Annotated in this window: 16 protein-coding genes; 10 read left to right on the top strand and 6 right to left on the bottom strand. The window is 72.8% G+C overall.

All coding sequences use genetic code 11. The annotated features are described in order from the left end of the window. Window positions 1-56: 56 nt before the first annotated feature. From AB0M26_RS04000 to AB0M26_RS03990, 3 genes are all read left to right on the top strand, one after another. Complete coding sequence (locus AB0M26_RS04000; RefSeq protein WP_365254081.1) at window positions 57-962, top strand: helix-turn-helix transcriptional regulator; 906 nt, start codon at window positions 57-59, stop codon at window positions 960-962. 39 nt (window positions 963-1,001) lie between these two features. Continuing rightward, window positions 1,002-1,208, top strand: a complete 207-nt coding sequence (locus tag AB0M26_RS03995) for a hypothetical protein (RefSeq protein ID WP_365254078.1) — start codon at window positions 1,002-1,004, stop codon at window positions 1,206-1,208. Window positions 1,209-1,447: 239 nt separating this feature from the next. Further along, window positions 1,448-2,221, top strand: a complete 774-nt coding sequence (locus AB0M26_RS03990; protein WP_365254075.1) for a VOC family protein — start codon at window positions 1,448-1,450, stop codon at window positions 2,219-2,221. Window positions 2,222-2,254: 33 nt separating this feature from the next. Here the strand turns inward: AB0M26_RS03990 and AB0M26_RS03985 are convergent, their stop codons facing one another. The 3 genes from AB0M26_RS03985 to AB0M26_RS03975 all read right to left on the bottom strand — a co-directional run bounded on the left by AB0M26_RS03985 (window position 2,255) and on the right by AB0M26_RS03975 (window position 5,661). Then, a complete protein-coding gene (locus AB0M26_RS03985) occupies window positions 2,255-3,388 on the bottom strand; it encodes a winged helix DNA-binding domain-containing protein (RefSeq protein ID WP_365254073.1) in 1,134 nt (377 codons plus the stop codon). A 330-nt stretch (window positions 3,389-3,718) separates the two neighbouring features. Further along, window positions 3,719-4,576 carry a protein phosphatase 2C domain-containing protein gene (locus AB0M26_RS03980; RefSeq protein WP_365254071.1) on the bottom strand — a complete coding sequence of 286 codons (858 nt, stop codon included), beginning with the start codon at window positions 4,574-4,576 and terminating at the stop codon, window positions 3,719-3,721. 146 nt (window positions 4,577-4,722) lie between these two features. Further along, window positions 4,723-5,661, bottom strand: a complete 939-nt coding sequence (locus tag AB0M26_RS03975; RefSeq protein ID WP_365254068.1) for a hypothetical protein — start codon at window positions 5,659-5,661, stop codon at window positions 4,723-4,725. 171 nt (window positions 5,662-5,832) lie between these two features. Between AB0M26_RS03975 and AB0M26_RS03970 the strand changes: the two genes are divergently transcribed. Continuing rightward, window positions 5,833-7,923, top strand: a complete 2,091-nt coding sequence (locus AB0M26_RS03970) for a M4 family metallopeptidase (RefSeq protein WP_365254065.1) — start codon at window positions 5,833-5,835, stop codon at window positions 7,921-7,923. A gap of 243 nt (window positions 7,924-8,166) precedes the next feature. On the opposite strand, the gene AB0M26_RS03965 is transcribed toward AB0M26_RS03970, so the two are convergent. Then, window positions 8,167-8,967, bottom strand: a complete 801-nt coding sequence (locus AB0M26_RS03965) for a hypothetical protein (RefSeq protein ID WP_365254062.1) — start codon at window positions 8,965-8,967, stop codon at window positions 8,167-8,169. Window positions 8,968-9,273: 306 nt separating this feature from the next. Further along, window positions 9,274-10,971: a PucR family transcriptional regulator ligand-binding domain-containing protein gene (locus tag AB0M26_RS03960; RefSeq protein ID WP_365254059.1), complete on the bottom strand. Its 1,698-nt coding sequence runs from the start codon at window positions 10,969-10,971 to the stop codon at window positions 9,274-9,276. Window positions 10,972-11,281: 310 nt separating this feature from the next. Between AB0M26_RS03960 and AB0M26_RS03955 the strand changes: the two genes are divergently transcribed. The 5 genes from AB0M26_RS03955 (at window position 11,282) to AB0M26_RS03935 (ending at window position 18,071) form a co-directional block, all read left to right on the top strand. Next, window positions 11,282-12,169 (top strand): xanthine dehydrogenase family protein subunit M, encoded by an 888-nt coding sequence (locus AB0M26_RS03955; protein ID WP_365254056.1) that lies wholly within the window; start codon window positions 11,282-11,284, stop codon window positions 12,167-12,169. Next, a complete protein-coding gene (locus AB0M26_RS03950; protein WP_365254053.1) occupies window positions 12,160-12,756 on the top strand; it encodes a (2Fe-2S)-binding protein in 597 nt (198 codons plus the stop codon). The genes AB0M26_RS03955 and AB0M26_RS03950 overlap by 10 nt, the downstream gene beginning before the upstream one ends. A gap of 4 nt (window positions 12,757-12,760) precedes the next feature. Next, window positions 12,761-15,145 carry a xanthine dehydrogenase subunit D gene (pucD, locus tag AB0M26_RS03945; protein WP_365254050.1) on the top strand — a complete coding sequence of 795 codons (2,385 nt, stop codon included), beginning with the start codon at window positions 12,761-12,763 and terminating at the stop codon, window positions 15,143-15,145. Between the two features lie 222 nt (window positions 15,146-15,367). After that, window positions 15,368-16,828 (top strand): NCS2 family permease, encoded by a 1,461-nt coding sequence (locus AB0M26_RS03940; protein WP_365254047.1) that lies wholly within the window; start codon window positions 15,368-15,370, stop codon window positions 16,826-16,828. A 79-nt stretch (window positions 16,829-16,907) separates the two neighbouring features. Beyond that, window positions 16,908-18,071 carry an XdhC/CoxI family protein gene (locus tag AB0M26_RS03935; protein ID WP_365254535.1) on the top strand — a complete coding sequence of 388 codons (1,164 nt, stop codon included), beginning with the start codon at window positions 16,908-16,910 and terminating at the stop codon, window positions 18,069-18,071. Window positions 18,072-18,566: 495 nt separating this feature from the next. Here the strand turns inward: AB0M26_RS03935 and AB0M26_RS03930 are convergent, their stop codons facing one another. After that, window positions 18,567-19,331 (bottom strand): GntR family transcriptional regulator, encoded by a 765-nt coding sequence (locus tag AB0M26_RS03930; protein ID WP_365254044.1) that lies wholly within the window; start codon window positions 19,329-19,331, stop codon window positions 18,567-18,569. A 743-nt stretch (window positions 19,332-20,074) separates the two neighbouring features. Between AB0M26_RS03930 and AB0M26_RS03925 the strand changes: the two genes are divergently transcribed. After that, window positions 20,075-20,908, top strand: coding sequence for a (2Fe-2S)-binding protein (locus tag AB0M26_RS03925; protein ID WP_365254041.1), 834 nt, complete (start codon window positions 20,075-20,077; stop codon window positions 20,906-20,908). Window positions 20,909-20,919 lie beyond the last annotated feature (11 nt).

Below are 20,919 nucleotides of genomic sequence, written 5' to 3'. Positions count from 1 at the left end.
CGTGTAATCAGTGACCTGGGTCTCACTACCCCCGGAAGGGGGTGAAGGAGTTGGCGGTGACGCAGACGGGCGAAGCGGCCGAGGTGCGGGCGGCGCTGCTCAACCTGCGCCGCACCAGCGGCCTGCCGATCGCGTTCGGCGGACTCCTGGAGGACAACCGGCAGTTCCGCATCGGCGAGCTGAGCGGTGCGAGAACCACCGCACTGCGCGGGCTCGTGGTGGCGACCGGCAACGGCCTCGGGGGCAAATCGCTCGCCCTCACCCGCCCCGTGGCGGTCTCGGACTACCAGGCCTCACGCGCCATCAGCCACGAGTACGACGCGGCCGTGGCCAAGGAGGGGCTGGGGGCAGTGCTCGCGGTGCCCGTGGTCGTACGGCGCCGGGTTCGCGGGGTGCTCTACGGCGCGGTGCGCGAGCCGCTGAACCTCGGCGACCGCACGCTGAGCGCCGCGGTGGAGGCCGCACGCGAACTGGAACAGGCGCTGGCCATACGGGACGCGGCACAGCGGCTGCTGGCCTCCCGCCCGGTTGCCACGGGCGACGCGGGGCACCCGCTCGGGGCCGCCGCGTGGGAGGAGGTCCGCGAGGCGTACGGCGCGCTGCGGGCGCTGGCACCGCAAGTGGCGGACCCCGCCCTGCGGGAGCAGATCCTCACCGTCTGCGGGCGGCTGGCCGCCGCCGCGGGCCCGGAGGGCCGCAACGCCGGCGCCGGAGCGGACGTACGCACGGCGCGGGGCGGGACGGATCCCAGGATCCCGGCGCCGCGCGTTCGGCTCGCGCCCCGCGAACTGGATGTGCTGTCCTGCGTCGCTGCGGGCGTGACCAATGCGACGGCCGCGGAGAGGCTGGGGCTGCGGCCGGAGACGGTGAAGGGCTATCTGCGGTCGGCGATGCGCAAACTCGGCGCCCACACCCGTCTGGAGGCGGTCGTCGCGGCCCGCCGGGTGGGCCTGCTGCCGTGACGGCGCTTCCATCGCAGCAGATTTTCCAGCATGTGCCGGGTGTTTGACTCCGCATGCCCCGCCGGGTCGCTCTCCTTCGCCGTATCGCCGCAGCCGCGGTTCTCCCACGGCCACGACGAGGGCCGGCCGGACGACGGTGACAGCGGGGCCGTGATCCACCACGGCCGGCCGGGGCGCGGACGGAAGGGGCGCAGCCGGGGCTGGACGGCGCGGGAGCGGCGGGCTCGTGGCGGGGCTCCCGGGTGACGGCCTGGGCACTCCCCGACGCGGTCGAACCCTGTCGGCTGACAGCGTCCGACCGGCGCGGCAATGCCATCTCGCAGGCACGGCAAGGGCGATGGGCTCCGCTCGCGACTGCGCGCAACCCGCCCACACCGCTCCCATGGGGCGCGGTGCGGGGCGCGGGCGCGCGTGCGACGGGGTGCGGAGGGGGCGCGCCGGGTCCACGCTGAGGATGTACCTCGTTCGGACGGAGGGGAGCCATCATGCTCAGCACGCAGTTCCGGCCGGGGGCACCCGACTGGGTCGACCTCGGCACTCCGGACCTCGGCGCGGTCTCGGCGTACTACGGCGCCCTCTTCGGCTGGGATCTCCGCGGCCACGGTCCGGAGGCGGGCGACTACGCGGAGTTCCTGCTCGACGGGCAGCGCATCGCGGGTGTCGGACCGCTGACGGAGGAGGGCGCGACGAGCGCCTGGACGGTGTACTTCCACACCACCGACGCCGACGCGACGGCGAAGGCGGTCGAGCAGGCGGGCGGCACGGTGCGCATCCCGCCGATGGATATCTTCACCGAGGGCCGGATGGCGGGGTTCACCGACCCCGGGGGCGCGCAGTTCGCGTCCTGGCAGCCGCACGACCACCCGGGCTTCGAGCGGGCGGGCGACCCGGGGACGCTGTGCTGGACCGAACTGCACACCCCGGAGCCGGACGGCTCGCGCTCGTTCTACGGGACGGTGTACGGCTGGGAGGCCGAGGAGATGCCGTTCGCCGGCACCACGTACACCGTGCTGACCCTTGCGGGCGGCGGGCGGGACTCCTCGTTCGGCGGCATCATGCCGCTCGCGCCTCCTGCTGGGGTGCGCGCGCACTGGCTGCCGTACTTCGAGGTGGAGGACTGCGATGTGACCGCGGCGCGGAGCGAGGCGCTGGGCGGCTCGATCGCGCTGCATCCCGTGGAGGCGGAGGGCGTGGGGCGCTTCGCGCGGCTCACGGATCCGTGCGGCGCGGACTTCGCGGTGATCACGAGTGCCCCCTGAGGCCCGCCCTCCCCGGCCGCTCGCAGTCCCTTCTCAGCGCCCGCTCCCGGTGACACGCACCTCGTGCACGGCACCGGGGGCGGCAAAGTCCAGCAGGTGGGCGCCCTCCTCCTCGACGCCCTCGTGCTCCGCGCGCGACAGCGGCTCGAACGGTTCGGCGACGAGCACCGCCGCCGCACCGCGCCGCTCCTTCTCGATGCGCCAGACGCCCCGGATGAAGCCGTCGGCGAGAAAGACGGAGAACGCCTGGTTGCCCTTCCAGGTACGGGCGCGGAAGGCGTCCGCGATCACCCGAGTACGGTCGCGGTGGGAGAGGAAGAGGTTGTCGAACTCGGGCAGGAAGCGGACCGGGGCGGGCGTCTCGGGGTCCGGCAGCGGACCGTCCGGTACGTCGAACAGCTCCGTGCCGTGCTCGTCACGGAAGGTGCGCAGCCGGGGCCGCATTCGGTCCACCACCTCCCGCAGCCCGGTCAGCCCGGACCAGATCTGCATATCGCCTGCGGACGCCGGGCCGAAGGCCGCCAGACAGCGTTCCAGCATCGCCTCCAGGTCCTCCGCCGACGGCTCGCCGGGCGCCTCTCCGAGCCACTGCTCCACGGTGGTGTGCCGGGCGAGGCCGCCCTGCCCCCACAGACCGCGCGGCGGCACCTGTACGAGAGCCAGCAGGGCCCGTGCCGCCATCGAGAGGGCGAGTCGGTCATGGGCGGGCCACAGCTCGGCGAGCGCCGCGCCGAGCTCGCTGAACGTCAGCGGCCGCTCCTCCAGCAGGCCGAATGACACCTCCGCGAGCCGGGCCAGGTCCACGCCCTCGGCCCGCTTGCGGAACGACGCACGGAAGCGCCGCTCCTGCACGTCCTGGAGCAGCGGCCGCAGAGCGAGGCAGTCCCGGGCCGTGACCATGTGGAGCGTGGAGCGCTGGAGCGCGATCCGTACGGTGCGGCGGGAGGCGAGGAGGTCGGAGAGCTCCTCGGGGCGGAAGTCCGCGAGCCGTGCCCGCAGCGCGTAGTACGGGACCTTGGGGAGCTGGGCGTGGAGGCCGACGAGGTGCTCGACGGCGTCGGCGGCGGACATCCCGGACCGGCGCAGCAGGAGCTGCCGGTCGAGGAAGGCCCGGTTGAGTGCCCGGGTGGTCAGGACGGGCGCGGCGGTGCCGGTGCGCTTCGTCATGACGACCACGCCAGGCGGACTTGCGGACAGCATCCGTCCTTGGGCTGCACACTATGCGCTCGGCGGGCTGCCCGGTCTCCGTGCGGCAGGGCTGCGCCATGGTCCGCGCGGCGGTGGCCGCACGGACCGGGTCCGGGGGCCCGGACACAGAGCTCCGCGACAGGGCACCGGACACCGAGGTCCGGGACAGCAGGCAGCGGTTCCGGGTCAGGACACCGGAGACCGGGGGCCCAGGGACCATCGGGGCACCGGAGACCAGACACCGGGGCCCGGGTCGGGGCACCGGACACCCGGGCCCGGGTCGGGGTACGGGGTGGCACGTGCGACCCGCTATTCGCCGATGCGGACGGCGGCGAGCGTGATGTTGTCGGGACCGCCCGCGTCCATCGCGGCCTTCCACAGCTCGAAAGCCGCCCTGCCGTCCGCGTGTTCGCTCAGCACGCGCTCGAGTTCGTCGTCCGGCACCGGGTCGGTCAGCCCGTCCGAGCAGACCAGGTAGCGGGTCTCGGCGGACAGCGGCGCGCTGGAGACGTGCGGGTCGACGGGGCTGAAATCAGGAGTGCCGCCGAGCGTCTGCGTGACGATCGTCGTGGTGCGCTGTCCGGGGGCGAGCGGCGGATTGTCGTCCACACTCAGCTCCCGCAGCCGCCCCTTGTCGTCGCCGTCCTCGCCGCCCGCGCCGCCGCCGTCCTCGCTGCCCGCGCCGCCGCCGTCCTCGCTGCCCGCGTCCTCACCGGCGCCGCGCTCGCCGCCCTCGTCCTCAGCGGCGCCGTCCAGGGCGTAGACCCGGCTGTCCCCCACGTTGAAGCTGATGATCCGCTCCTCGGTGACGACGAGCCCCGCGACCGTCGTCCCCATCATGATCAGGTCGGGATCGTCGTCCGCGGCGGCGTAGACCGCCCGGTTGCAGCCCTCCAGCGCGTCACGCACGGCTTCCTCGCTGTCCAGGTCCGGCCCGATCCGGGAGAGGCGGCGGACGACCATGGCGCTGGCCACCTCGCCCGCCGGGTGCCCGCCGAGACCGTCCGCGACCGCGACGACCAGCGGGGTGCCGAGCGGGAAGAGCAGGGTCTGGGGGCTCTCGGTGACCGTGCTGCACAAGGTCCAGGGACCGACGACGAGGCTGTCCTCGTTGCGGTCGCGCAGCAGCCCGGTATGGCTCAGCGCGCTCACGACGACGTAGGCCATGGCTGGTCATCGCCTCCCCGACGGGTCCGGCACGCCTTCCTCCGTTTCCTCCATTGTGCGGCCCGCACCCGCGGCCCGCGCGGACGAATCGTCCGCCCAGCACCCCACCTGCGTACGAGGGGCGTGACCTCGGACTCCCCGGGCCCTCAGACCCACTCCCAGCGCATGGAGTGGAATCCGGGCGCCGGGTTCTGCACGACCAGGTGCGTACGACCCGCGCTGCTGATCCACACCGGGTCGACACTCGGGAGCGATGCCATGACCGACGGGCCGGCGCAGCGGTGGCAGCGGACGGGGACGGCGGCCGGGTCGAAGGCGACCTCGAGGGTGTAGAGGCTGGCGGTGGCGCGGAATCCGCGGCCGCACTCGTGCGACGGAGCACCCGTCGTGCGGTACACGAGGGTGTACTCGATCACCGACGTCTCGCCCTCGGCGAGCACTTGGTCGAGGAAGAGCTCCGTGGCGGCGATGGGCACCATGAGGTCCGACCGGATCCGGCCCTGGCGTGCGTTGCGCACCTCGGCGAGTTCGGGGAGTCCGCGCGCCGGGTCGTCGCCGCGCGTGATGATCACGCAGCGGTCCACGCGCTCGCGCTCGGCCCGCAGCACCAGGGTCGTACGGCAGCTCGACTCGGCGCCGTTGGCGTCGAGTTCGAACCGGTCGTGGGCCGCGAGGCGGGTCAGGCCGTCGTCGGCGGGGCCCATGTCGCCCAGGAGCCCGGGCAGGCTCTCGTACCCCTGCCAGAGGCGCGCGGTCTCCAGGACGTCCAGTTCGCGGTTGGTCCAGCGACCGCGCGGGCGCTGCGGGCCGATCAGTGAGACGAGCGCGTCGGTCGGCACGTCCAGCAACTCTTCGAGCAGCCGGACGGCCTGGCGCGAGCGCGGGCGCTCCGGACGGCTGCGGCCGCGCCGCCAGTAGCTGAGGGTCGTGACGCTGACCTCGACGCCGCGGAGGGCGAGACGGTGCTGAATACGGTCCAGGCTCAGACCACTTGCTCGGATCGCGCTGTCGAGGGCGGCTTCGAAGGGCCCATTGCGCAGTGCGTCCATCAGATCGGCGGGCAGGGCCCGCGAACCGGCTACCACGATCACCTCCGGGCCAACGTGGTCACTCTGTGAACAGTTTTGACCATAGCTTCCGGGGTCACGGGTGTCGCCCCTGGTGAGCAAATGTCATGCCCTTTTCACAGGCATCCTCAATTAACAGAGTTGGGTACTCGTTGACCCGGCGTTGTCCCGGGAGCACGCTCCCGCTCCATGAAGAGACCCTTCCTCGTGGGATCCCTGTCGCTTGCCGTCAGCGGTCTCCTGATAACCATGGCGGGAGTCCCCGCCTCCGCGGCCGGGGACTCCCGCCGGCCGTCCCCACCGAAGGCGAGCACGAGCGAGGCACTGCGGGACGCCAAGCAGTCGGTGGCCGACCATCCCCGTGCGGCCAGGGCGAGTTCGTTCGACACGTTCTCCTCCCAGGCCGTACGGATCGACAAGGACGGCACCCGCCACGTCCACCTCGATCGCACCTACCGCGGTCTTCCGGTGCTGGGCGGTGACGTCGTGGTCCACTCGGCGCCCGACGGCAATCTGCGCGAGACCACCCTGACGCTCAAGTCGCCCCTGTCCCTGTCGACCGACGCCAAGGTGAGCGCGAAGAAGGCCGAGAGGACCGCAGAGAAGCGGTTCAAGGCCAAGCGCGGCACCACGCACACGACGTCCTCGAAGCTGGTCGTCGACGCCCTCTCCGGCAAGCCCCGCCTCGCCTGGCGGGTCGTCGTCGACGGCATCGCCCCCGACCAGTCGCCCAGCCACCTCAATGTGCTGGTCGACGCCAGGACCGGCAAGACGGTCCGTACGTGGAACGACTTCCACACCGCCGACGGCACCGGCCACGGCTTCCAGGTCGGCGACGTCACGGTCTCCACCACCGCCGTCTCCGGCGGCTACCAGCTCAAGGACGGCTCCCGGGGCAACGGCGAGACGCGCGACGCCGAGAACCTCACCGCGCCGAACGACATTCCGCCGCCCGGCTGGGGCAAGGCGTTCACCGACTCGGACAACGTGTGGGGCAACGGCGCCCTCACCGACCGAGCCACCACTGCCGTCGACGCCCACTACGGCATCCAGCAGACCTGGGACTACTTCAAATCCGTCCACGGCCGCAACGGCATCAAGAACGACGGCGTCGGCGCCCGCTCCTTCGTCCACTACGGACAGAACTACGACAACGCGGGCTGGGACGACACCAGCTTCAGCATGATCTACGGCGACGGGGCGCCCGGCCAGAAGCCGTTCACCCAACTCGACGTAGCCGGGCACGAGATGAGCCACGGCGTCACCTCGGCCACCGCCGACCTCATCTACGAGGGCGAGTCCGGCGGCCTCAACGAGTCCACCAGCGACATCTTCGGCACCCTGGTCGAGTTCAACGCCGCCAACCCCAAGGACGCCCCCGACTACCTCATCGGCGAGAAGATCGACATCAACGGCAACGGCACCCCGCTGCGCTGGATGGACGACCCGAAGAAGGACGGTGTCTCGCAGAGCTGCTGGACCACCAACACCAAGAACCTCAACCCGCACTTCTCGTCGGGCGTCGGCAATCACTTCTTCTACCTGCTCGCCGTCGGCTCCGGCCAGTCGAGCTGGGGCAACAGCCCGACCTGCAACGGCTCCAGCGTCACCGGGATCGGCAACGCGGCGGCCGGCAAGATCTGGTACCGCACGCTCACCACGTACCTGACCTCCGGCAGCAACTACGCCGCTGCCCGAACCGGCAGCATCAAGGCCGCCATCGACCTCTACGGCGCGAGCAGCACGCAGTGCGCCGCGGTGGAGAAGGCGTGGAGCGCGGTGGCCGTGGCCCCGACCGCCACGACCTGCGGCACGACCACGCCGGGCGGCTCCAACCTGCTGAAGAACCCCGGCTTCGAGTCGGGGACGGCGAACTGGACCGCCTCCAGCGGCGTGATCACCAACAGCGCCGACGGAGCCCCGTTCGCCGGCTCGTACTACGCCTGGCTGAACGGCTACGGCACCACGCACACCGACACGCTCTCCCAGTCGGTGGCCATCCCGTCCTCCGGCTCGCCGAAGCTCGGCTTCCAGCTCGCCATCGACACGGCGGAGACCGGCTCGACGGTGTACGACACGCTCAAGGCCCAGGTCGTCTCGGGCGGCACGACGACCACCCTGGCCACTTACTCCAACACCACGCCGAGCGGCTACACCCAGCGGACGCTGGACCTGTCCGCCTTCAAGGGCAGGACGGTGACGATCAAGTTCACCGGCACCGAGGACTCGACGCTGGCGACCAGCTTCCTGGTCGACGACACCGCGGTGACCACGGGCTGACCGTTCCCGCCGCGGCAGCGGCTGAACTTCCCCGCGTCGGCCGCGGCCCGGGCGGGTGCCACACCGGCACCCGCCCGGGCCTTCGTCGTGGGACACCCGGCCACTGCGTCGCCGGACGTCCGGCCCGGCACCCGCACCGTACGGTCCCGCCGACGCCCCGCGCACTGCGCCGTACGGTCCCGCCGACGCCCCGGGTCCCGCGCCGTTCGGTCTCGCCGGCGCCCCGGGCCGCGTCGTACGGTCCTAGGCCGCCGCCTTCGGGGCCAACTGGTCCGCGAGCCAAGTGGGTACGCCCCCCAGCAGGCGGAACAGCCGTCCCGCCTCCTCCCGCAACCGGGACGCCTCCGGCTCCGGCTCGGCCCCCGCCAGCGCCACGAGCGCCGGGGCCGTGCCGATGAGATAGCCCAGCTCCTCGCGGATGCGCAGCGACTCGGTGAACCCGTGCCGCGCTTCAGCCAGTTCGCCGTCGCGCAGGGCCAGTCCGGCCAGATGCCGGTAGGTGAAGGAGCACAGAAGCATGTCGCCCTGAGCGGTGGCACCCGCGTGCGCACGACGGTAAGCGGCCTCGGCGGCCTGCGGGCTGTCCGCGAGATGTTCCGCGATCAGACCGCGCCGGAAGTCCAGCAGGGGGCGGCCCGGGGCGGAGGGCGCGAGCAGGGCGGCCGCGCGCCCGAGCGCCGCGCGGGCCTCGTCGGCGCGATCGCGTACGCCGAGGACCGTGGCCGCATACGCCAGGTGACCGCGCTCGCAGGCGGCCGCGCCCCGCTCGTCGTCGGAGCTCGCCAGCGCCTCCGCGGCGCGCAGCGCGTCCTCCGCCTCGGACCAGCCGGCCGAGGTGAACAGGCAGCGCTCGCCCAGCAGGGCGGCGCGCTGCAGGGACACGGCCGGGTCGTGAGCGGCGTGCGGGGCGAGCAGCCCCGCCGCGTCGTCCCAGCAGCCGCGCGAGCGCAGCCGCCACACGGCGATGCTGCGCGGATGCTGCGGGTGCTCCCGATCGGCCGCGTCCGGCCTTCCCGGTGGTCCCGAACGTCCCGAACGTGCCATGGCGGTATCCGCCACATTCCCTCCCCAAGCGCGCCGTCGAGCCGGAAGCCTGGGCGAATCTCAGCACGGATTCCGCGGCGGTGGAAAGGGGATGGGTGAATCCGTTCACAATCTTGTGGGACGCCCTGGGTTCCGACCGGCTCGTACCACCCGTACGAGCGACATGCGTTCCGGCCATCGTGGGGCGGGAGTTCAGGCCACCGCCCAGCGGTAACGGCGCCGGCGCCGGGCCGTCCGGGAACACCGGCACGGCTCCGAGCAGCCCTCTCCGCGGTCACCTGGCGCCGTCACCGCCGACGCGGCGGCTCAGCTCATGCGCAGGGCGAGGAAGAAGTCGAGCTTGTCCTCCAGCCGCGACAGGTCACGCCCCGTCAACTGCTCGATCCGCCCGACGCGATACCGCAGGGTGTTGACGTGCAGATGCAGCCGCCCGGCACACCGCGTCCACGAGCCGTCGCTGTCCAGGAACGCCTCCAGCGTCGGGATCAGCTCCGCCCGGTGCCTGCGGTCGTAGTCCCGCAGCGGGTCCAGCAGCCGCGCGGTGAATGCACGGCGTACGTCGTCGGGGACGAACGGCAGCAGCAGCACGTGCGAGGCCAGTTCCTGATGCCCTGCAGCGCAGACCCGCCCCGTGCGCGCCGCCGCGACCCGCCGCGCGTGCCGTGCCTCCTCCAGCGCCCCGCGCAGCGCCTCGGCGGAGTGCACGACCGCGCTGACCCCCATCGTCAGCCGGCCGTCGCCGTCCAGTCCCCGCCCGAGCGGTTCGGCGACGGCCGCCAGCAACTCCTCGGCCCGCAGCCCCTGAACCTGCCCGCCTTCGCCGTCCGGCAGAGACGTCAGCGGCACCAGCGCGACGGCCTCCTCCCCCGTGTCGGCGACCGCGATACGGTCCGACGGCTCGGGGCCGCAGGACGCCGGGTCGACGAGGATCTCCTCCAGCAGCGCCTGGGTGAGCGGGCCGCTGTCCAGGTCGGAGTCCTCCCACTCGACCCGGGCCACCACGACCTGCCAGTGCGGGGCGGCGCCCAGGCCGGGCAGCAGCACGGGAGCGGCCACTCGCAGCCGGGCCGCGACCTCGGCGGGCGGCGCGGCGGCCTGCACCAGCTCCAGCACCTCCTGGGCCAGCCGACGCCGGACCGTACGGGCCGCGTCCCTGCGCTCCCGCTCCACCGCGATGAGCTGGGTGACGCCCTGGAGCAGGTCGAGCCGCTCGGCGGGCCAGTCCCCGGCATCCGCCTCGACGGCGAGCAGCCAGTCGGAGAGCACGGTCTCGCGTACGTCCCCCACAACGTCGCGGCCCGCCCCCGCGCCGGGGCGGCCGCCCGAGCTGCGGATAGGGAACAGCGAGTAGGTCCCGGCCGGTGTGACCAGCCGGTACGGGCCGCGGCGCCCGGTGCGCACCGCCGCCAGGTGCTCTCCGGCCAGCGCAGGGCGCAGCGGGGCGGGCAGCGCCCGGCCCGGGCGGCCGCCACCGGCCCCGGCGATCCGGCGACCGGTGGGCGAGAGGACCCAGGCCCGCAGGTCCAGATCGCTGCCGAGCAGGTCGAGGACCACCTCCGGACCGCCGCCCGCCGGGCCCGACGTCATCAGCCTGCGGTGCCGCTCCACGACCGCGGCGAGGTCGCCCGCGCGCTCGCCCGAGACCTGGCGCACCACATGTTCGGTGATCGAGGCGAAGGACACCGCCTCGTCCACGGCGAACAGCGGCAGCCGGTGACGGGCACAGGCAACGGCCAGCGAGCCGGGTACGGAGCCGAACTCCGCTTCGCCGGCCGCGAGCCCGGTGACCCCGTTCTGCACGAGGATCCGTACGAACGGCTCGGCGTCCTCGGGCCTGCGGTACCAGGCGAGGCCGGTGAGCACCAGCTCGCCGCCCGACAGGTAGCGGCTGGGGTCGCGCAGGTCGGTGGTCATCACGCCGCGCACGGTGCGGTCCAGCTCGTGCTCGCCGGCCAGCAGCCGCAGGCCCAGGGTGCCGGTCTCCAGCAGTGCGCGCAGCCGCATCTCCCTCGCCGCCGTTCCTCGTCGTGTGGTCCGGGGTTCCCGTCCCGGGTCCGCGCCTCCCGGCCGGTCCCGCCGGGACGATGCCGCGAGATGTCCCGCCCCGTCTTTCGTTCGAATCTACAAGACCGGGGCCGTGCCCACCCAGCCGCTTCATGGTTTCGGTGACTGCACCCGGCCGGGTGCAGGTCGGTGTACTGACTCCACGGCGCGTGAACAGGACATGGACAACCAGCCGGGACCCGGTCCTTCCCGACCTCCCCGTCCTCGCCGCTGGTCCTGACCGACCCACCCATTCCAGAAGAGGCCCCTGATGGACTTCCTTCGCCCCGCAAGCTGGGAGGAGGCGCTCGCCGCGAAGGCCGAGCACCCGACGGCTGTTCCCATCGCGGGCGGCACCGACGTCATGGTCGAGATCAACTTCGACCATCGCAGGCCCGAGTACCTGCTCGACCTGAACCGCATCGCCGAGCTGCAGGAGTGGGAGGTCGGCGAGGACACGGTCCGGCTCGGCGCCTCCGTCCCGTACACACGAATCATGGAGGATCTGCGCGGCGAGCTGCCCGGCCTCGCGCTCGCCTCGCACACCGTGGCCTCCCCGCAGATCCGCAACCGCGGGGGCGTCGGCGGCAATCTCGGCACGGCCTCCCCGGCCGGTGACGCCCACCCGGCGCTGCTGGCCGCGGGCGCCGAGGTCGAAGTCGCCTCGGTGCGCGGTACCCGCCGCATCCCGATCGACGACTTCTTCACCGGGGTGAAGCGCAACGCGCTGGAGGCCGACGAGCTGATCCGCGGCGTGCACATCGAGAAGGCGGCGGGACCGCAGGCGTTCTCCAAGGTCGGCACTCGCAACGCGATGGTCATCGCCGTCTGCGCCTTCGGCCTCGCCCTGCACCCGGAGTCGCGGACCGTGCGCACCGGCATCGGCTCGGCCGCACCCACGCCCGTACGAGCCCGCGAGGCCGAGGAGTTCCTCACCGCGGCGCTGGAGGAGGGCGGCTTCTGGGAGAACGGCCGGACCGTCCCCCCGTCCGTGGCCCGGCAGTTCGCCGAGCTGTGCTCAGCGGCCTGCAACCCGATCGACGACGTGCGCGGCAGCGCCTCGTACCGGCGCCACGCGGTGGGGGTCATGGCCCGCCGGACGCTGGGCTGGACCTGGGACGAGTACCGCGGCAAGGAGAGGAACCGGCAATGCGCGTGAACTTCCGCGTGAACGGCCGCAGTTACGAGGCCGACGACGTGTGGGAGGGCGAGAGCCTGCTGTACGTGCTGCGCGAGCGCATGGGACTGCCCGGCTCCAAGAACGCCTGCGAGCAGGGCGAGTGCGGCTCCTGCACCGTCCGTCTCGACGGCGTGCCCGTCTGCTCCTGCCTGGTCGCGGCCGGCCAGGTCGAAGGCCGCGAAGTCGTCACCGTCGAGGGTCTGGCCGACTACGCCCGGCAGCGCGCCGAGGGCAGCTGCGCAGGCGGCGCCTGCGGTACGAGCGTCGACGAGGCCAAGCGCTGGCAGGCCTCGCCCGGCGACGCGCAGACGCGCGCCGCGGGCGAACTCTCCCCCGTCCAGCAGGCGTTCATCGACGCCGGCGCCGTCCAGTGCGGCTTCTGCACCCCCGGGCTGCTCGTGGCCGCCGACGAGTTGCTGGAGCGCAACGCCGAACCGTCGGACGCGGACATCCGCGAGGCGCTGTCGGGCAACCTGTGCCGCTGCACCGGCTACGAGAAGATCCTCGACGCGGTGCGCCTCGCAGCCGCCCGTGGCGAGGCCGAGACCGCGGACAAGGGGGCCTGACCGCATGGGCGTCACCCGCACACCCACCGGACTCACCCAAGGCAGCCGGACCAAGGGCGGCATCGGCGAGTCCACGATGCGCCCGGACGGCACCCTGAAGGTGACGGGCGAGTTCGCGTACGCCTCGGACCTGTGGCACGAGGACATGCTGTGGGGCTACACCCTCCGCAGCCCGCATGCCCACGCCGAGATCGTCTCGATCGACACCTCCCAGGCGCTGGCCCAGGCCGGGGTCCACGCCGTCCTCACCTACGACGACCTCCCCACCGACACGAAGAACTACGGCCTGGAGATCCAGGACACCCCGGTGCTGGCCCACGGCCGGGTCCGCCACCACGGCGAGCCGGTGGCCCTCGTCGCCGCCGACCACCCGGAGACCGCGCGCCGCGCCGCGGCGAAGATCAGGGTCGAGTACGCGGAACTGCCCCTGGTCACCGACGAGGCGAGCGCGACCGCCGACGACGCGCCGCTCCTGCACCCCGGTCGCGACGACCACCACGCCGCACACGTGCCGCACCCCAACATCGTCCACCGGCAGCCGATCGTCCGCGGCGATGTGGGGGCGGCACGTGCCCGCGCCGATGTCATCGTCTCCGGCGAGTACGAAGTGGGCATGCAGGACCAGGCGTTCCTCGGGCCGGAGTCCGGGCTCGCCGTGCCCGCCGAGGACGGCGGCGTCGACCTCTACATCGCCACCCAGTGGCTGCACGCCGACCTCCGCCAGATCGCGCCCGTCCTCGGACTGCCCGAGAAGAAGGTGCGGATGACGCTCTCCGGCGTCGGCGGGGCGTTCGGGGGCCGCGAGGACCTGTCGATGCAGATCCACGCGTGCCTGCTGGCGCTGCGCACCGGCAAGCCGGTCAAGATCGTCTACAACCGGTTCGAGTCCTTCTTCGGCCACGTCCACCGCCACCCGGCGAAGCTCCGCTACGAGCACGGGGCCACGCGGGACGGCCGGATCACCCACATGACGTGCCGGATCGTCCTCGACGGCGGTGCGTACGCCTCGTCCTCCCCCGCGGTCGTCGGCAACGCCTCCTCGCTCTCGGCCGGCCCGTACGTCATCGACAACGTCGACATCGAGGCGATCGCGCTCTACACCAACAACCCGCCCTGCGGCGCGATGCGCGGCTTCGGCGCGGTCCAGGCGTGCTTCGCGTACGAGGCGCAAATGGACCGGCTGGCGGACGAACTCGGCATGGACCCGGTGGAGTTCCGGCAGATCAATGCCATGTCGCAGGGCACGATCATGCCGACGGGACAGGCGGTCGACTCCCCCGCCCCGGTGGCCGAACTGCTGCGCCGTGTCAAGGCGATGCCCATGCCGCCGGAGAAGCAGTGGGAGACCGCGGGCGAGGGCGCGGACATCCGGGCCCTGCCGGGCGGGCTGTCCAACACCACTCACGGCGAGGGCGTCGTCCGCGGTGTCGGCTACGCGGTCGGCATCAAGAACGTCGGTTTCTCCGAGGGGTTCGACGACTACTCGACGGCCCGCGTCCGCCTGGAGGTCGTGGCCGGCGAACCGGTCGCCGTCGTGCACACCGCGATGGCCGAGGTCGGCCAGGGCGGCGTGACGGTGCACGCGCAGATCGCCCGTACCGAACTCGGCGTCACCCGGGTGACGATCAACCCGGCCGACACCCGGGTCGGTTCGGCCGGCTCCACCTCCGCCTCCCGCCAGACGTACGTCACCGGCGGCGCCATCAAGCACACCTGCGAGGCCGTGCGCGAGCGGGTGCTGGAGATGGGGCGGCGGAAGTTCGGCACCCACCACCCGGCGTGGGCCACCGCCGAACTCCTGCTGGAAGGCTGCAAGGTCGTCACCGACGGCGGTGAGGTCCTGGCCTCCGTCGCGGACGTCCTCGAGGACGAATCGGTGGACATCGAGCTGGAGTGGCGCCACCGCCCGACCGAGGCGCTCGATCTGCGCACCGGACAGGGCCAGGGCCACGTCCAGTACTCCTTCGCCGCCCACCGCGCGGTCGTCGAGGTCGACACCGAGCTGGGCCTGGTCAAGGTCATCGAGCTGGCCTGCGCCCAGGACGTCGGCAAGGCGCTCAACCCGCTGTCCGTGACCGGCCAGATCCAGGGCGGTACGACCCAGGGCCTGGGTCTCGCGGTCATGGAGGAGATCGTCGTCGACCCGGCCACCGCCAAGGTCCGAAACCCCTCGTTCACCGACTACCTGATCCCCACCATCCTCGATACGCCGGTCATCCCGGTCGACGTGCTCGAACTGGCCGACGAGCACGCGCCGTACGGCCTGCGCGGTGTCGGCGAAGCGCCGACGCTGTCGTCCACCCCGGCCGTGGTCGCCGCCATCCGGGCGGCGAGCGGGCTGGCCCTTCAACGCGTACCGGTGCGCCCCGAGCACATCACCGGCACGTGAACCGACTCCGGGCGGGTGCCGACCGGCCTCCCCGTGCCGTACCCGCCCGGAAAACCCCCACCGCAGTACCGCACCGCTCGCGGTGCCGCATACGTACCGCACCGCTCGCGGTACCCCCCGTTCGTCTCGGGCCGTCCTCCCGGGTCGTGCAGCCAACTCAACATCCCAAATCCCGCGGACAACCCCCCGCGGGTGCCCCTGTGAACCTTGGGAGTAGGCATCATGACCCAGTCGTCAGTACAGCCGAGGACCACGGCGGAGGACGCGGGCACGGGCTCGCGCCAGCCCGCCGGCCGGTCCTGGCTCGACCGGTACTTTCACATCTCCGACAGAGGATCGACGGTCGCGCGGGAGGTGCGCGGCGGCATCACCACGTTCATGGCGATGGCGTACATCCTCCTGCTGAACCCCCTGCTGCTCGGCGGTGAGGACGTCTCGGGCAACACCCTCAGCCGTACCGGTCTCATCACGGCCACCGCGTTCGCCGCCGCCCTGACGACCCTGGTCATGGGCTTCGTCGGCAAGGTGCCGCTGGCGCTGGCCGCCGGGCTCAGCGTCTCCGGTGTCATCGCCTCGCAGGTCGCCCCCAACATGACCTGGCCCCAGGCCATGGGCATGTGCGTGATGTACGGCGTCATCATCATGCTGCTGGTGGTCACGGGCTTGCGCGAACTCATCATGAACGCCATCCCGTTGGCCCTGAAACATGCGATCACCATCGGCATCGGTCTGTTCATCGCGCTGATCGGCCTGGTGAAGGCGGGCTTCGTGCACATGAACAACGCCTCGGCGCCGCTCACGCTCGGTCCTGCGGGCGAACTCACCGGCTGGCCCGTCCTGATCTTCTGCGTCACGGTGCTGCTCATCTTCATGATGCAGGCCCGCAACGTCCCGGGCGCGATCCTCATCGGGATCGTCATCGGGACCGTGATCGCGGTCGTCGTCAACGCCGTGGGCAACCTGGACCCGAAGACCTGGGGCGGGGCTCCGCCGGAGCTCGACGGCTCGGCGGTCTCCAGCCCGGACTTCTCCCTCTTCGGGCATGTGAAGTTCGGCGGCTGGGACGAGATCGGCGCGATGACCGTCGGCATGATCGTCTTCACTCTGGTGCTGGCAGGGTTCTTCGACGCGATGGCCACCATCATCGGCGTCGGCACGGAGGCGAAGCTGGCCGACGAGCGCGGCCGGATGCCGGGGCTGAGCAAGGCGCTGTTCATCGACGGCGCGGGCGGTGCGGTCGGCGGTGTCGCCGGCGCCTCGGGACAGACCGTGTTCATCGAGTCGGCGACCGGCGTCGGGGAAGGTGCCCGTACGGGTCTCTCCAGCGTCGTCACCGGTCTGTTCTTCGCCGCCTGCCTGTTCTTCACGCCGCTCACCCAGATCGTGCCCGGCCAGGTCGCGGCCGCCGCGCTGGTCGTCATCGGCGCGATGATGATGCAGAACGCCAGGCATGTGGACTGGAGCGATCGCGCGGTGGCGATACCGGTCTTCCTGACCGTGGCGCTGATGCCGTTCACGTACTCCATCACCGCAGGTGTCGGCGCCGGCGTCATCGCCTACACCGCCATCAAGGCGGCCCGGGGCAAGTGGCGCGAGCCGGGCATCTTCATGTGGGTGCTCACCGGCGTCTTCCTGGTGTACTTCGCCCTCCACCCCATCGAGCACCTGCTGGGCGTCAAGTAGGCCCGGTGCGCCACCCTTTGACCCGTCCACCCCAGCACCCGTCCTCTACGACCCGTCCCCGAAGGAGAAGGTGATCGCCGTGCTGGACATCGCCGACGAGTTGCACCGGTGGTGCGAGCAGGGCCGTGACTTCGCAGTGGCCACCGTGGTGGCCACCGGCGGCAGCGCGCCCCGCCAGCCCGGTGCCGCACTGGCGGTCGACGGCGACGGCACGGCGATCGGCTCCGTATCCGGAGGCTGCGTGGAGGGAGCGGTCTACGCGTTGTGCCAGGAGGCGCTCGAGACCGGCGAGCCCGTCCTCGAGCGCTTCGGCTATGCCGACGAGGACGCCTTCGCCGTGGGTCTGACCTGCGGCGGAGTCATCGACATCCTCGTCACTCCGGTGCGCTCGGGCCATTCGCCGGCGGAGAGCGCCGCACGGGAGACGTTCGCCGCCGCTCTGTCGAAGGCCGCCGGCGGCCGGCCCGTCGCCCTCACTCGCGTCGTCGACGGGCCGGCCGAACTGACCGGGCGCGCCCTGCTGGTGAGGCCCGACGGTTCCTACGACGGATCGCTCGGCGGCCATCCGGAGCTGGACCGCACGGCGGCGGGCGAGGCGGCCGCCCTGCTCGACGCGGGCCGTACGGGGACGGTGGAGATCGGCTCGGACGGCAGCCGCTGCGGACAGCCGGTCGTGCTGCTCGTGGAGTCCAGCGTCCCGCCGCCACGGATGATCATCTTCGGGGCGATCGACTTCGCCGCCGCCCTGGTCCGGGTCGGCAAGTTCCTCGGCCACCACGTCACGGTCTGCGACGCGCGTCCCGTGTTCGCGACCGCGGCCCGCTTCCCGGATGCGGACGAGATCGTCGTGGACTGGCCGCACCGCTACCTCGACTCTCAGGAGCTGGACGGCCGTACGGTGCTGTGCGTCCTCACCCACGACGCCAAGTTCGACGTCCCGCTGCTGGAGCGTGCGCTGAGGCTCCCGGTCGCCTACGTCGGCGCGATGGGCTCCCGCCGCACCCACCTCGACCGGCTGGAGCGCCTGCGCGAGGCCGGCGTCACCGAACTCGAACTGGCCCGCCTCCGCTCGCCGATCGGCCTCGATCTGGGAGCCCGCACGCCCGAGGAGACGGCGCTGTCGATCGCCGCGGAGATCGTCGCTGACCGCCGGGGCGGCAAGGGCGTCCCGCTGACCGGCGCCCGCACCCCGATCCACCACGACCCCGCGGCGCCGGCGGGCAGGATCGGATCGGTGGCGTGAACGCCCGAGAGCCCGAGCGCCGGAACGCCCGCCGGACACATGTACGGTGACGGTTCCTCAGGCGCGGGACCGGCCCGTCCCACTCCTACTGCGGGGCATCCTGCGGCGGTCCTCCGCTGACCGTGATCCGGCGGTACATCGAAGGCCGGAACCGTACTATCCGGACCCGCCATCCCGTGGCCCGGGGAACCCCCCGGGCTTCACGCCTCCGTCCAGGTGATGCGTGTCCCGCCCCGGCTGAAGCCGGGGACACCCACGCAGGATCCACGGATGGACACATCCGCGTCTCATGCGCGGGCCGGGCTGCGGGAGCGAGGCGGAGGCGGGATCCCCGGCAGGGCCGGGGACGGGGCCGGGGGCGGGGACGGGCGGGGTTGTCAGTGGTACCCGGGGACGGGGTGACGGTGTGGCTGCCCGGTTGTGCGCTGTCGTCCGGTTCCTGCAGCGCGACGGGCGAGGGCCGGCGGATGAACACCGCCCCGGAGGATGCCGCGGTCAGTGCGAGCGGTACGCACCGGCGATGTGCTCGCGCACGAGCTGCTCGACGACGGCCAGGTCCTGCGCGGCGAGCGCGTCGAGGAGGGCGGCGTGCTCGGCCGCGTCCGCGACCAGGTCGGCGGAGCGCACGGGACCGCAGTCGAGCGGTCCCTGGGCCCGCCGGTGCAGATCGTCGGCGAGCAGGACGAGTTGGGCGTTCCCGGTGAGCGAGAGCAGTGCGTGGTGGAAGGCGCGGTCGGACTCCGCGTAGCCCGCGCGGTCCCCGCGGGCAGCCGCGGCGACGGTGTCCGCGGCGAGGTGACGCAGCTCGTTCCAGCGCTCGGGCGGCAGGGCGCGGGAGAGCCCGAGCATCACAGGAACCTCGATCAGCGCCCGTATCTCGGCCAGTTCGCTGAGGTCGCGGGCCGTGCGGCCGGCCACCCGGAAGCCGCGGTTGGGTACGACTTCGACGGCGCCCTCGCAGGCGAGTTGGTGCATGGCCTCGCGCACCGGAGTCGCGGAGACGCCGAAGCGCTCGGCGAGCGCGGGCGCGGAGTACACCTCGCCCGCCGTCAGCTCGCCGCAGACCAGAGCGTTGCGCAGCGCGTCGAGGATCTGGCCGCGTACGGAGTGGCGCTGCGGAAGCCTGCGAGGTGCGCGCGGCTCCGCTTTCGTGCCGCTGGGCCGGCGGGGGGTGCGGAGCGCTCGGGTCGGGGCCGGAACCTGGGCTGCGCCGTTACGGAGCGCAGCCGGGCCGTCACCGCCGGTGCGAGGAGCGGGCATGTCCATCGGCGCGGGGCCATGAGGTGCAGTGCTCGCTCCGGGAGGTTCCGGCCCCCCGGAGGGTGCAGCGGCCCGTGGCGGATCTCCGTGGCCCTCACGGCCCTCGGCATCCCTCCGGGTTCGCCAGGCGTCCGTGGGGGCGCCCTCGGCGTCCGTCCGGGGACCCCATGCGTCCGTGAGGGCGCCCTCGGCGTCCGTTCCGGGCGCTTCTGCCCCCTCCCGGCCCTCGCGCGCGGTGGCAGCGTCCTGCCGCGCATCGTGACCCTCGCCTGTACGTTGCCGTGCCACGGGAGCACGCGCTCCGTGGACCATCGCGGCACGGCGGGCGAGGGCCTTCGTCCGGGCCTCAGCCGCCGCCTCCGCGGTCGCCGGGGGCTCGGCGGTCGCGGGGGACTCGGCGGTCGCCGGGGGCTCGGCGGTCGCGGGGGACCTGGCGACCCCGGGGGACTCAGCGGTCGCGGGGGACCTGGCGACCCCGGGGGACTCAGCGGTCGCGGGGGACCTGGCGACCCCGGGGGACTCAGCGGGCGCGGGGGACCTGGCGACCCCGGGGGACTCAGCGGGCGCGGGCACGGCGGCGGGCAGGCGCGGCTGCGCGGCCCCGGTTCTGCCCTGCTCCATGGATCGCCCTCCGTGAAATGCTCCCCAGAACCATAGGGGCCCCATCCCGCAGTTCAAACATCGATACCATCCGGTAAGGTAAGGCTTACCTGCTAACGATCGCGAGATTCGGTGGTCCGCGCATGTCCGTCGCTCCGGCCGTCCCGGCCCTTGCCTCGTCGCCCGTCGCCGCGGCCTATGCCCGACTGGCCGAGGTGTTCCCGGGGCTCGCCGTGACCGAGGAGGCACCGCGCCGCGGCGGCGGCTGGGTCGCGGCCACGGAACTCGCCGAGGGCGGCGCGGCGCTCGACGCCTTCCTGGCCTGGGACGACGCCCAAGTGCTGCGGGACTATGGACAGCGGGCCCGCCCGGACGTCATCGCCAGCTTCGGACTGCACCGCTACGCGTGGCCCGCCTGCCTGCTCATCACCGTCCCCTGGTTCCTGCTGCGCCGTGTGCCGCGGGTCCCCGTCGGCGAGGTGTCCTTCCAGCGGACGCTCGGCCGGATGACCCTCCGCGTACGGGAGTTCGCCTGCCTGCCCGACGATCCGATGGCCGCACTGCCGAACGCCCGCACCGTACCGGACGAGGATTCCCTGCGGGCCGAGGTACGCAAGGCGGTGGCCGAGCACCTCGACCCCGTTCTGGAGGGATTCAGGCCGCGGATGCGCCGCGGGCCGCGCGCGCTGTGGGGCATGGCGACGGACGAGATCGTCGAAGGTCTGTGGTACGTCGGCCACCTGCTCGGCGAAGAACGGCGCGCAGTGGCCGAGTTGGAGCGCCTGCTGCCGGGCGCCACCGCACCGTACGTCGGCAGCTCGGCCTTCCGCCGGCTGACGGGACCGAAGGGCGAGGCACTGCCCACGCGCGACCGGGCGAGCTGCTGCCTCTTCTACACACTGCGCCCCGAGGACACCTGCGTGACGTGCCCCCGCACCTGCGACGCGGAGCGCATCGCACGCCTCACCGCAAGCTGATCACGGCGGAA

The organism is Streptomyces sp. NPDC051776, assembly GCF_040681345.1.
Lineage (GTDB): Bacteria > Actinomycetota > Actinomycetes > Streptomycetales > Streptomycetaceae > Streptomyces.
The sequence above is the reverse complement of the archived record's forward strand: the minus strand, read 5'-3'. Positions and strand labels throughout refer to the sequence as shown.